Below are 11,721 nucleotides of genomic sequence, written 5' to 3' on the forward strand. Positions count from 1 at the left end.
CACCACCGGGTGTCGGTCCGGGCCATGTGCGCCCGGTGCTTTCAGGGTCAGCTTCCAGAAGGCATAGTGCAAGCGATTGGCTTACATGGACAGGCACGCGACATGTGGGAGCCACAGATGCGGACAGCCCGACTGCGGACCGTGCACCCCGTTCTGTGGGCCGGCTGGGCCGCGCTCGCCGCGGGCGCGGTGCTGTGCGTCCTCGGCTGGTACGGCGTCTCCGGCGAGCGGTACGCCGAGCGGCAGCTGCCCTACCTCGCCTCCTGCACGGTGCCCGGCGCCGCGCTGATCGTCGCCGGGGCGGTCCTGCTCACCCACGGCCGGGGCGCGCTCGCCGCCGCGCGTGTGGAGGAGCTGTACGGCCTCCTGGTCGCCGCGGAGCCCACCGAAGCCGAGGAGTCCGCCGCGGCGGCCGGCGCGCCCCTGGCGGTCAGCGGGGACCTGCTGATGGTGCCCGGCGGCACGCTCTGGCACCGGGCGGACTGCCCGCTGGTCGCCGGGAAGGTCGAGTCGGTCCCGGTGGACGCGAAGCTCCTGGCGAGCGGGGAGCTGGGCCCCTGTCCGATCTGCGAGCCCGTCGAGGAAACCGACTGATGTCGTCGCTGACCTACGACCTCACCCTCGCCGGGTTGTCGGTCGGCGGCGCGGCCGCGCTCACCGGAGTCGGCCTGATCGTGACGTACCGCGCGACCGGGGTGCTGAACTTCGCGCACGGGGCGATCGCGATGGTGTGCGCGTACGTGCTGCGGCAGTGCGTGGTGGAGTGGGGCTGGCCGCTGTGGGCCGGGGCGGTGGTGACCCTGCTGATCCTGGCGCCGGTGACGGGCGTGGTGCTGGAGCGTTTCGTCTTCCGGCCCCTGTCCGTCCTGGGCGGCGATCCGGCCCAGACCCTGGTGGCCTCCATCGGCGTCTTCGTGCTGCTGGTGGGCGGGGCCGCGCTGCTGTGGGGCCAGGGCGCCCGGGACGACGCCCCGGAGCTGGTGTCCGCGGATCCGTGGGGGCAGCTGGCGGTCGTCCTGGTCCTGGCGGCCGGTGTCGGCGCGGTGATCCGCTGGACGCGCTTCGGACGGGAGCTGCGGGCCGTCGTGGACGACCGCGGGCTGGCCGTGCTCGGCGGGATCGACGCCGACCGGGTGGCGGCGGCCGGCTGGGCGTTCGGGGCGTTCACCGCGGGCCTGACGGGCGTTCTGCTGGCCCCCTTCGTCCGCCTGGACCCGTACGGGCTGCCCCTGCTCGTCATGGAGGTGGTGGCGGTCGCGGTGGCCGCGCGGATGCGCAGCCTGCCGGTGGCCGTGGTGGTGGCGCTGGGCGTCGGGGTGGCCCAGAGCCAGCTGACCCGGCTGCACCTCTCGGGCCGGGGCGAACCGTTGCTCCAGGCGGTGGGGGCGAATCTGTTCGTCGTGGCCCTCCTCGTCGCGTGCCTGGCACTCCCCCGCATCGGTACCCGCGACGCGCTCCCCCGGACGGCCACCGCGCGCGTGCCGACGCCTCAGGGCGCATGGATCGTCGCGGTGATCCTCTTCCTGATCCCCCTGGGTTTCGCGGGCTCGGACCTGCACACCTCGGTCCAGGTGCCGGCGCTGGGCGTCGTGCTGCTCTCCCTGGTGGTCGTGACGGGCCGGGGCGGCCAGATCTCCCTCGGGCAGGCGGCCTACGCGGGCGTGGGCGCCCTGTTCACCGCCCTGCTGGCGGCGGGCCGCTTCCCGGGCCTGCCCCGGCTGCCGGAACTGGCGGCGCTGGCGCTGGCGGTGGTCCTGGTGGCCCCCCTGGGCCTGCTGACCGGCTGGCCGGCGATCACCCGCCGGGGTCTGGCGCTGGCCCTCGCGACCTTCGCGGTCGGCGTCGGCGTGAGCCGCTTCGTCTTCGCCCAGCCGTACGCCACGTCCGGTCTGTCCCTGGACCGCCCGGCGGGCTTGGAGGGCGACCGCGCTTACTACGTCCTGGAGTTGACCCTGCTCACGCTCGCCCTCCTGACGACCCACGCGTTGCGCAGGGGCCGTACCGGCAGGGCGCTGGCCGCCATGCGCGACCACGAGTCCGGAGCCTCGGCGGCAGGCGTCCGGGTCCCCGCCCTGAAGCTCCTCGCGTTCGTGGCGGGCGCCGCCCTGGCCGCGCTCGGCGGCGGAATGCTCGGCATGGGCCTGCGCGCCTTCGACCCGACCGCCTACGACCCCGTCCGGGGCCTCCTCTGGTTCGCGGCGGTGGTCGTCCTGGGCGCCGACAGCACCCTGGGCGCCCTGACCGCGGCGGCCCTCCTGGTCGGCCTGGACGCGGGGGCCCGGGGAGGGGTGGCGGCCGCACTGGTCGGGGTACTGGCGGTGCTGGTGGGGCGGTTCCCCGGGGGGCCGTACGAGGCGGTGCGGAGGCTGCGGCCTCGCCGGGAGGCAAGGCTGACGGCGGCGGGCCTCCGGGCACGGAGACGACTGCAACGGGCGGCACCCGCGGCAACGGCATCGATCGCCGACACGACACCCAGCCACAGGCCGAGCCCCGTCACCACGGCGACCACCCCGAGGGCGACTCCCCACTCGGCCACACCCGGCACGCCTCACCGCACCGATCCCGACGGTGCCGAACAAGGCCCGTCCCGCCGCAGCCGCGCCCCCGCACCGCACGCCGCCGACGACGCTCCGCCCCCACCGGGGCCACCCGCACCCGGCCGCGAGATCCGCACGGGTGGTGCGGGTCGGAGCGCGAACCCGGCCGAGGGCCGGGCAGTCCTCACCACACACAGCCTCCAGGCCCGCTACGACGGCTTCACCGCACTCGACGGAGTCGACCTCGCCGTCCCGCCCGGCAGAATCACCGCGATCATCGGCCCCAACGGCGCCGGGAAGTCCACGCTCTTCCACTGCCTGGCAGGAACGGTCCGCCCCTCCCAGGGCCAGGTCCGCTACGGCGACCGCGACATCACGCGCCTCCCCGCCCACGCCCGCACCCGCCTGGGTATCGCCCGCACCTTCCAACAACTCGCGGTCTTCCCCACCTTGACCGTGGCCGAGAACGTCCGAGTCGGAGCCGAACAGGGCAGGTCACTGGATCCGGCCGCAGTGGACCGCGCCCTGAGACTGTTCGCCCTCGACGGCCCCCTGCGCGACGCCCCCGCGGCCGACCTGCCCACCGGCACCCTCCGTCGGGTGGAACTCGCCAGAGCCCTCGCCGGCACCCCGAGCGTCCTCCTCCTCGACGAACCCGCCGCCGGCCTCGACACCGCCGAGGTGACCGCCCTGGCCCGCATCCTCAGGGCCCTCGCAGCCGACGGCACCGCCCTCGTCGTCGTCGAACACGATCTCGACCTGGTCGCCGACCTCGCGGACGTCGTGCACGTCATGACCGCGGGCCGCATCATCGTCTCCGGCCCTCCGGCCCACGTGCTGGACACACTCGACGCCCAGGAGACCGCCGTATGACAGCCGTCACGGCCATCTCGCTCCGGCACGCGCGCGTGCGTTACGGCCCCCTGGAGGCCCTGCACGGCATCACCCTCACCGCGCCGGGCCCCGGCCTCACCGTCCTGCTGGGCCGCAACGGCTCCGGCCGTACGACGACTCTGCGCGCCCTGGCCGGAACAGTGCCGCTCACCGACGGCAGCGTGGTGTGGGACGGCACGGACGTGACCCGCGTACCGGCGTACGAGCGGGCCCGCCGCGGTCTGTGCCTGGTCCCCGAACGCCAGTCCGTGTTCGGCTCTCTCACGGTCCGCGAGAACCTCGAACTGGCCGCCCGCGACCCCGACCTGGCCCTGGACGCCTACCCCCGGCTCGCCCGCCTGCTCCCCCGCCGCGCCGACACCCTCTCCGGCGGCGAACAACGCATGCTCGCGATCTCCCGAGCTCTCCTGGCACGCGCACGCGTGGTCCTCGTCGACGAACCCGCGCAAGGCATGTCCCCCACGGTCGCCGCCCGCACGTACGAACTCCTGGCGGCACTGGACGCGTGCGTGGTCGTGGCCGAGCAACGGCTCCCACCCGCACTGCACGACCGGACGGCGATCGTGTACGAACTGCGGCGCGGGGTGGTCGTGTTCAGCGGAGAAGCGGCGGAGCTGCGGCCGGGGCGGGGCTGACCGCCCCGGCCGCACCCACGGGGGAGCTCTCAGATGTCGAGGCGCTGCCCGGGCACGATCAGGTCGGGATCGGCGCCGATGACGGCCTTGTTGGCGGCGTAGACCTTCTGCCAGGTGGTCCCGTGCCGGGCGGCGACCTTGCTGAGCGTGTCGCCCGAGCGGACGGTGTAGTCGCCACGGGACGCGCCGCGGTTGGTGTGGCTCTCCGAACGGGCCGGCGTCTTCGCCGGCTTGGAAGGAGCGGCCTTGGTCTGTGACGAGGAGCCCGCCGAGCCGGACGAGGCGGCGGGTGCGCTGCCGTACGCCCCGGCGCGTGCCGAGCAGGTCGGCCAGGCGCCCCACCCCTGGGCGCGCTGCACCTTGGTGGCCACCGCGATCTGCTGCGCCTCGGTGGCCTGGTCGGCGGTGGGCGCGTAGGCCGTACCGCCGTACGCACGCCAGGTGCCGGCGGAGAACTGGAGTCCGCCGTAATAACCGTTTCCGGAGTTGATGTGCCAGTTCCCGCCGCTCTCGCACTGGGCGATGCGGTCCCATACTCCGCCGTCCGCCGCCGCGGAGTTGCCGGCCGCGGCCAGCAGTCCGAGCGGGGCGAGCAGGGCGGCCCCGGCAAGGGCCGCGGTGGTTCGGGTCTTACGAGCGTTGTCGCGCGTGGTATCAGCACATTCGGACATGTATTTCCCTCTCGAAGGACTCGGGGTCCCGAGCGGTGCTCGTTGCACACGGCGGAGGAATGTAGAGAGCCTGTGGAGGCGTCAGCAACCAACACCTTGTCATTCCAGGCCGGTTGGCCGTTACCTCGGGTATCGGCAATTTTCGGCCACCCACTTCATTCGCTGATTTCCTGATTTGTCGACCAGTCGCCCAGTCGATCTGTGACCCGCTTCACGCAACCAACTTCCTTGGGCTTCCAACGACTTGACACTGAGTGCCCGATTCCGCACCCGAGGTGACCCTGCGCGGTGGATGGTTCGATTCCGTTCGCCCTGGGGCGTGACTCCCGCCACAGATCGCCCGTTGTCTTCTTCATGAGCCCGGGACCCACCCGGGCACCGCTTCCCGAGGGAGTCACCCGTGCCGCGCATGCTCGACGTCAGCGACGAGGTTCGCGCCGAGATCGGCGACGAAGAAGCCGACCGGCTGCTCGCCGGAGAGAACGCCCCCGGCAGCTACGACTGCACGTCCTGCCGCACCCAGGGCGACTCCGCACAGGAGCGCACCAGCACCGTCCTGTTCATCGGCGACGAGACCGCCGTCCTGGCCTTCGCCCACGCCGGCTGCCTGCCCTCACAGGTCGTCCAGGTCACCGAGGAGCAGCTCCGCGGCGCGGTGAAGTCCATCACCGGCGACACCGTCGACCTGGACCCGGACCAGGTCGTACCCGAGCAGGCGGTGCTCGGGGTGACCAGCGGACTGATCCTGATCGCCGGAGAGCTGCACCCGGCGCTGGTCGTGGAGCCGACCGGGCCGATCGTGCGGCCGGGCGCGACGGGGCTCGGCGACGACTTCCTGCCGCTGCTGATCGAGCAGGGGTTCATGCCGCTGACGGCGATCGAGGCGGTGCCGTCCGTTCTGCACGGGTGGTCGGTACTACTGGCCGTGGGCCAGCTGCACGCCGTGCTCCAGCCGTCGCCGAACGGCGGGCAGCCGGTGGCCTGGTGGCAGGCGCACCAGCCGCTCCAGGTCACCGAGGCCTGGCGGGCCGCCGCCAACAAGCACCAGCAGGTGCTGATGTTCGCGGCACCGGTGGGCTCGATCGGACGCCAGCCCCGGGAGGACCTGCTGCGGGACGCCCTCGACAAGGCGGCGGCGAACGGCAAGCTGGTCGCGGCCGCGATGCCGCTCGCCGGGACCTGACAACCGGCTGAAGGATCACGCCGGACCGCATCCCCGGGGTCCCGGTGTCGTTTGGACATACGTGCACCCATACGACGCTCCGCGCCGGTTTCCCGGCGGACCATCGGCCACGCCGATCTACGACGCGCTCTACTCCGAGTACGTCAAGACCTTCCGTTCGCTGCCGGGTGACCGCAGCGGCGAGGAGGAGCTGGGCTTCACCGCGTTCGGGAACACCCCGCACGCCTCGGGCTCGTTCAGCAGCTCGTACAGCTCGTACAGCACGGGTGCGTTCAGCGCCCGCCAGCAGTCGCAGTGGCAGCGGGTGGGACACATCGGGCAGCAGCACACCGGGATGCGTCATGTCCCGGCGGCGCTGCCACCTCCGCGCAGAGGGATGTGACGCATGAGGAAGGGCGGCCCCGGTGGGGGCCGCCCTTCCTCATGCGTACGTCACTTCTTCTTCGCGCCGCGCTTCTCGCGCACCCGCACCGAGATATGGATCGGGGTGCCGTCGAAGCCGAACTCCTCGCGCAGCCGGCGCTCGATGAAGCGCCGGTAGCCCGCCTCGATGAACCCGGAGGCGAAGAGCACGAACCGCGGCGGCTTGGTGCCGGCCTGGGTGCCGAAGAGGATGCGCGGCTGCTTGCCGCCCCGGACGGGGTGCGGGTGGGCGGCCACCAGCTCGCCGAGGAAGGCGTTGAGGCGGCCGGTCGGGACACGCGTCTCCCAGCCCGCGAGAGCCGTCTCGATCGCGGGGACCAGCTTCTCCATGTGGCGGCCGGTGCGCGCCGAGACGTTGACGCGCGGCGCCCAGGCGACCTGGCCGAGTTCGGTCTCGATCTCCCGCTCCAGGTAGTAGCGGCGCTCCTCGTCGAGGGTGTCCCACTTGTTGTAGGCGAGGACGATCGCGCGGCCCGCATCCACGGCCATGGTGACGATCCGCTGGTCCTGGACCGAGATGGACTCGGAGCCGTCGATCAGGATGACCGCCACCTCGGCCTTCTCGACGGCGGCGGCGGTACGCAGCGAGGCGTAGTAGTCGGCGCCCTGCTGGAGGTGGACCCGCTTGCGGATACCGGCGGTGTCGACGAACTTCCAGGTGACACCGCCGAGCTCGATGAGTTCGTCGACCGGGTCACGGGTGGTGCCGGCCACCTCGTTGACGACGACCCGCTCCTCGCCGGCCACCTTGTTCAGCAGCGAGGACTTGCCGACGTTCGGGCGGCCGATCAGAGCGATGCGGCGCGGCCCGCCGATCGCGGTGCCGAAGCTCTGCTCGGGCGCCTCCGGCAGCGCCTCCAGAACGGCGTCCAGCATGTCGCCGGTGCCCCGGCCGTGCAGCGCCGAGACCGGGTGCGGCTCGCCGAGGCCCAGGGACCACAGGTACGCCGCGTCGGACTCGCCGCTCAGGCCGTCGACCTTGTTGGCGGCCAGCACCACCGGCTTACCGGCCTTGCGCAGCAGTCGTACGACCGCCTCGTCGGTGTCGGTCGCGCCGACCTTGGCGTCGACGACGAACACGACGGCGTCGGCGGCCTCGATCGCGTACTCGGCCTGCGCGGCCACGGAGGCGTCGATGCCGAGGACGTCCTGCTCCCAGCCGCCGGTGTCGACGACCTTGAAGCGGCGCCCCGCCCACTCGGCCTCGTAGGTGACACGGTCGCGGGTGACGCCGGGCTTGTCCTCCACGACGGCCTCGCGGCGCCCGATGATGCGGTTCACCAGAGTCGACTTGCCGACATTGGGGCGGCCGACGACGGCGAGCACGGGCAGCGGACCGTGCCCGGCCGCCTCGATGGCCCCCTCGACGTCCTCGACGTCGAAGCCCTCTTCCGCGGCGAGCTCCATGAACTCCGCGTACTCGGCATCGCCAAGCGCCCCGTGGTCGTGCTCCTCGCCCGAGCCCTCGGAGTGGATGTGGTCGTTCATGAAGTCCGTACCTCGTTCATCGTGGTGATCGGTGGACCCCCGGCTGTTCCGCCGGACTGATCCACTACTCAGTGTCGCCTAGCGCCCGGTCAGGCGCCTGGCGTTTTCCAGGTGGGTGCTGAGCTGCTTCTGGATGCGCTCGGTCGCCTCGTCCAGCGCCTTGCGGGTACGCCGTCCGCTGCCGTCGCCCGCCTCGAAGGGGTCGCCGAAGACGACGTCGACGCGGCTGCGCAGCGGAGGCAGCCCCTTTATCAACCGTCCCGGCTTCTCGGAGCTTCCCAGCACGGCGACCGGAACGACCGGTGCCCCGCTGCGCACCGCGAAGTACGCGAGTCCGGCCCGCAGGGAGGCGAAGTCGCCCTCGCCCCGGGTGCCCTCCGGAAAGATACCGAGCACCCCGCCGGCCTTGAGGACATCGAGCGCTCGGGTGATCGCCCCGCGGTCGGCCACCGAGCGGTCCACCTTGACCTGTCCGATGGCCGTCAGGAAGGGATCCAGCGGGCCGATGAACGCTTCCTTCTTGATCAGGAAGTGCGTCGGCCGGGGTGACACGCCCATGACCATCGGGCCGTCGATGTTGTGGGAGTGGTTGACGGCGAGGATCGCGGGCCCGGTCGCGGGCATCCGCCAGGCGCCGAGCACACGCGGCTTCCACAGCCCGTACATCAGCCCGACGCCGATCCGCCGCCCGACCTCGGCGCCCTTCTGCGAAGCAGCCCTGCCGGCGGAGTCCGTACTCACTTCCCCGCCCGCTTCTCCTCGACAAGGGTGACGACACACTCGATGACCTGCGCGAGGGTGAGCTTGGTGGTGTCCACCTCGACCGCGTCGTCCGCCTTGGCGAGCGGCGAGGTCTTCCGGCTGGAGTCGGCCGCGTCCCGCTTGATCAGCGCCTCTCGGGTGGCGTTGACGTCGGCACCCTTGAGCTCCCCGCTGCGGCGCGCGGCGCGGGCCTCGGGCGAAGCGGTGAGAAAGATCTTGAGGTCGGCGTCGGGCAGCACGGTCGTACCGATGTCCCGCCCCTCGACGACGATGCCCTTCTCGGTCGAGGCCGCCAGCGACCGCTGCAGCTCGGTGATCCGGGCCCGTACCTCGGGCACCGCGCTCACCGCGCTCACCTTGGAGGTGACCTCCTGGGTCCGGATGGGACCTGCCACATCGGTCCCGTCCACGGTGATCGTCGGGTTCTCCGGATCGGTACCGGAGACGATCTCCGCCTTGCCCGCCACGGCGGCGATCGCGGAGGGGTCGTCGATGTCGATCCCGTTGGTCACCATCCACCAGGTGATCGCCCGGTACTGGGCCCCGGTGTCCAGGTAGCTCAGCCCCAGCTGCGCGGCGACAGCCTTCGAGGTGCTCGACTTGCCCGTGCCGGAGGGGCCGTCTATGGCGACAATCACGGGCTGGGCGGCGCCGTTTTCCACGGGGGGACACCTTTCGGGTGCGGTCTGGCGAGTGGTGTGGGGGCGCGACTGTGCCCCGCACAAGGTTACTGGGTGCGCGTCACTCGTCCGGACGCCCTCGTCCCGACGCCGGCCCTACTGCCGAATGGCCCAGCCCCGCTCCCGCAACGACGCCGCCAGTACCGGCGCCGCCGACGGCTCGACCATCAGCTGCACCAGCCCCGCCTGCTGCCCGGTCGCATGCTCGATCCGCACATCCTCGATATTGACGCCCGCCCGCCCGGCGTCCGCGAAGATCCGGGCCAGCTGCCCCGGCTGGTCGTCGATGAGCACGGCCACGACCTCGTACGCCCGAGGAGCGGACCCGTGTTTCCCGGGCACCCGGACCTGCCCGGCGTTCCCCCGCCGCAGCATGTCCTCGATCCCGGACGTGCCCTCGAGCCGCTTCGCCTCGTCCGCGGACTGCAACGCCCGCAGCGCCCGCACCGTCTCCTCCAGGTCCCCGGCGACATCGGTGAGCAGATCGGCCACCGGTCCCGGATTCGCGGAGAGGATGTCGATCCACATCCCGGGATCCGACGCGGCGATCCGGGTCACGTCCCGAATCCCCTGACCGCACAGGCGTACGGCGGCCTCCTCGGCGTGCTGGAGCCGCGCGGCGACCATGCTGGACACCAGATGCGGCATGTGCGAGACAAGCGCCACGGCACGGTCGTGGGCGTCGGCGTCCATGACCACCGGCACCGCGCGGCAGTGCGAGACCAGCTCCAGCGCGAGGTTCAGCACCTCGGTGTCGGTGTCCCGGGTGGGGGTCAGCACCCAGGGCCGTCCCTCGAAGAGGTCCCCGGAGGCGGCCAGCGGTCCGGACTTCTCCCTTCCGGACATCGGATGCGTACCGATGTACGAGGAGAGGTCGAGCCCCAGCGCCTCCAGCTCCCGCCGCGGCCCGCCCTTCACGCTGGCCACGTCGATGTATCCGCGAGCCACCCCGCGTCGCATCGCGTCGGCGAGCACTCCGGCCACATGCGCGGGCGGCGCGGCGACGATCGCGAGGTCGACGGGCCCCTCGGGCGCCTCGTCGGTACCGGCTCCGAGCGCGGCGGCCGTACGGGCCTGCTCGGGGTCGTGGTCGGCGAGGTGGACGATGACGCCCCTCCCCGCCAGCGCCAGCGCGGCGGACGTTCCGATCAGCCCGGTCCCGACGACGAGTGCGGTCCTCACTGCGCGATGTCCTTGCGCAGGGCTGCCGCGGCGCCGAGGTAGACGTGCGCGATGTCGGCGCGGGGCCGGTCGGACTCTATGTGCGCGAGAACACGGACGACGCGGGGCATGGCTCCCTCGATGTCGAGTTCCTGGGCGCAGATCAGCGGTACGTCGGCGAAGCCGGTGCCGAGCTTGCGTGCCGCGGCCGCGGGGAAGTCGCTGTGCAGGTCGGGCGTGGCCGTGAACCAGATGCTGATCAGGTCGTCCGCCGTCAGCTCGTTCCGCTCCATGATGGCGGTGAGCAGCGCCCCGACCTGCTCGTCCATGTGGCCGGCCTCGTCCTTTTCGAGTTGGACGGCGCCCCGGACCGCTCGTACCGCCACGGCGTTGCTCCTTGCTGATGTGCGTTCGGCTCTTGACCGTCCAGCCTAGTCAGCCCATGCGGGGCAGGTGCGCGGCGACCGCACCCTGAGACGGCTTCCGGACCGTGCCAATGTCACCCGAATGTCCCAGTTCCGCTACTTGGGGTGAAAACACACCTGTGCGCCTCTGGACTCGGGGCCCCGGGTCCGCTCTGATGGCAGGAACTTCGCCTCGGGGGAGGCCCCTTACATGAAGCGCTCCGGACCGTTGCTGACACTGCTCGCGGGATTGCTGGTCGGCCTGTTCATGCTCTCGCTCAACGCCACCACGGGGGAGAAACCCACGTCGTCGTACGTGAAGCCGTCGCCCAGCACCAAGGCGTCAGCGAGCCCCGCACCGGCACGGACGTCCGCGTCGCCCAGCCCGTCCCCGTCACGGACCCCCGTGGCCGAGGGCGTCTACACGGGCCGTACCGACGACGACTCCTCCGCGGTCGCGATCACCGTGCGCGACGACAAGGCGATCGCGTACGTCTGCGACGGCCACAACATCGAGTCGTGGCTGCAGGGTGACGTGAAGGACGACGGCAGCCTGCGGCTGACCGGCAAGGGCGGCGCGAGCCTGGACGGCACGGTGAAGGGGAGCAAGGAGATCCGCGGCACGGCCCACGTCGGCAGCGGGAGCTACGCCTTCACCATCGGGAAGACGAACAAGTCGTCCGGGCTCTACCGGGCGAACAGCACGGTGGCCGGCGCGAAGATCGAAGGCGGCTGGATCGTCCTTCCGGACGGCGAGCAGGTCGGCATCCTCAAGCGCGACGGCAAGCCCTCCCCGGCGCCGGAGATCGACCCCGAGACCGGTGCGGTGACGGTCGACGGACAGCAGCTCACGGCCCGTCCGGTAACTCCCTGACCCAGGGTC

At 72.1% G+C, this 11,721-nt stretch carries 12 protein-coding genes; 6 read left to right on the forward strand and 6 right to left on the reverse strand.

The annotated features are described in order from the left end of the window. The first annotated feature begins 117 nt into the window (after nt 1-117). The 3 genes from ACIBJB_RS23225 to ACIBJB_RS23235 are packed head-to-tail and all read left to right on the forward strand — an operon-like array spanning nt 118 to nt 4,066. Complete coding sequence (locus ACIBJB_RS23225) at nt 118-594, forward strand: hypothetical protein (RefSeq protein ID WP_398933003.1); 477 nt, start codon at nt 118-120, stop codon at nt 592-594. Further along, on the forward strand, nt 594-3,410 hold the full coding sequence (locus ACIBJB_RS23230; RefSeq protein WP_398933005.1) for an ATP-binding cassette domain-containing protein: 2,817 nt from the start codon (nt 594-596) through the stop codon (nt 3,408-3,410). The genes ACIBJB_RS23225 and ACIBJB_RS23230 overlap by 1 nt, the downstream gene beginning before the upstream one ends. Then, complete coding sequence (locus ACIBJB_RS23235) at nt 3,407-4,066, forward strand: ABC transporter ATP-binding protein (RefSeq protein ID WP_398933006.1); 660 nt, start codon at nt 3,407-3,409, stop codon at nt 4,064-4,066. Before ACIBJB_RS23230 ends, ACIBJB_RS23235 begins: the two co-directional genes overlap by 4 nt. A 29-nt stretch (nt 4,067-4,095) precedes the next feature. Here the strand turns inward: ACIBJB_RS23235 and ACIBJB_RS23240 are convergent, their stop codons facing one another. Further along, a complete protein-coding gene (locus ACIBJB_RS23240; RefSeq protein WP_398933007.1) occupies nt 4,096-4,737 on the reverse strand; it encodes a transglycosylase family protein in 642 nt (213 codons plus the stop codon). Nucleotides 4,738-5,137: 400 nt separating this feature from the next. Between ACIBJB_RS23240 and ACIBJB_RS23245 the strand changes: the two genes are divergently transcribed. Both ACIBJB_RS23245 and ACIBJB_RS23250 read left to right on the forward strand, forming a co-directional pair. Beyond that, nucleotides 5,138-5,920: a hypothetical protein gene (locus tag ACIBJB_RS23245; RefSeq protein WP_398933008.1), complete on the forward strand. Its 783-nt coding sequence runs from the start codon at nt 5,138-5,140 to the stop codon at nt 5,918-5,920. Nucleotides 5,921-5,981: 61 nt separating this feature from the next. Further along, entirely contained in the window at nt 5,982-6,302 is a 321-nt protein-coding gene (locus tag ACIBJB_RS23250) for a hypothetical protein (protein WP_398933009.1), read from the forward strand. A 50-nt stretch (nt 6,303-6,352) separates the two neighbouring features. On the opposite strand, the gene der is transcribed toward ACIBJB_RS23250, so the two are convergent. The 5 genes from der to aroH form a co-directional block, all read right to left on the reverse strand. Further along, the gene (der, locus tag ACIBJB_RS23255; RefSeq protein WP_398933010.1) at nt 6,353-7,831 is read right to left on the reverse strand and encodes a ribosome biogenesis GTPase Der; all 1,479 of its coding nucleotides are present in this window, start codon (nt 7,829-7,831) and stop codon (nt 6,353-6,355) included. 78 nt (nt 7,832-7,909) lie between these two features. Next, on the reverse strand, nt 7,910-8,611 hold the full coding sequence (locus ACIBJB_RS23260) for a lysophospholipid acyltransferase family protein (protein ID WP_398933011.1): 702 nt from the start codon (nt 8,609-8,611) through the stop codon (nt 7,910-7,912). Beyond that, nucleotides 8,569-9,255 carry a (d)CMP kinase gene (gene cmk / locus ACIBJB_RS23265; RefSeq protein ID WP_398933012.1) on the reverse strand — a complete coding sequence of 229 codons (687 nt, stop codon included), beginning with the start codon at nt 9,253-9,255 and terminating at the stop codon, nt 8,569-8,571. Before cmk ends, ACIBJB_RS23260 begins: the two co-directional genes overlap by 43 nt. A gap of 114 nt (nt 9,256-9,369) precedes the next feature. Continuing rightward, nucleotides 9,370-10,455, reverse strand: coding sequence for a prephenate dehydrogenase (locus tag ACIBJB_RS23270; RefSeq protein ID WP_398933013.1), 1,086 nt, complete (start codon nt 10,453-10,455; stop codon nt 9,370-9,372). Further along, complete coding sequence (aroH, locus tag ACIBJB_RS23275) at nt 10,452-10,820, reverse strand: chorismate mutase (RefSeq protein ID WP_062052069.1); 369 nt, start codon at nt 10,818-10,820, stop codon at nt 10,452-10,454. Before aroH ends, ACIBJB_RS23270 begins: the two co-directional genes overlap by 4 nt. Nucleotides 10,821-11,049: 229 nt before the next feature. On the opposite strand from aroH, the gene ACIBJB_RS23280 reads away from it, so the two are divergent. After that, complete coding sequence (locus tag ACIBJB_RS23280; protein ID WP_398933014.1) at nt 11,050-11,712, forward strand: hypothetical protein; 663 nt, start codon at nt 11,050-11,052, stop codon at nt 11,710-11,712. Nucleotides 11,713-11,721 lie beyond the last annotated feature (9 nt).

Origin of the sequence: Streptomyces sp. NPDC050759, assembly GCF_044456945.1 — a bacterium.
Taxonomy (GTDB): domain Bacteria; phylum Actinomycetota; class Actinomycetes; order Streptomycetales; family Streptomycetaceae; genus Streptomyces.

Coding starts and splice junctions, on each gene's coding strand:
- ACIBJB_RS23225 (WP_398933003.1), top strand. CDS start 118: ATGCGGACAGCCCGACTGCGGACCGTGCACCCCGTTCTGTGGGCCGGC.
- ACIBJB_RS23230 (WP_398933005.1), top strand. CDS start 594: ATGTCGTCGCTGACCTACGACCTCACCCTCGCCGGGTTGTCGGTCGGC.
- ACIBJB_RS23235 (WP_398933006.1), top strand. CDS start 3,407: ATGACAGCCGTCACGGCCATCTCGCTCCGGCACGCGCGCGTGCGTTAC.
- ACIBJB_RS23240 (WP_398933007.1), bottom strand. CDS start 4,737: ATGTCCGAATGTGCTGATACCACGCGCGACAACGCTCGTAAGACCCGA.
- der (WP_398933010.1), bottom strand. CDS start 7,831: ATGAACGACCACATCCACTCCGAGGGCTCGGGCGAGGAGCACGACCAC.
- ACIBJB_RS23280 (WP_398933014.1), top strand. CDS start 11,050: ATGAAGCGCTCCGGACCGTTGCTGACACTGCTCGCGGGATTGCTGGTC.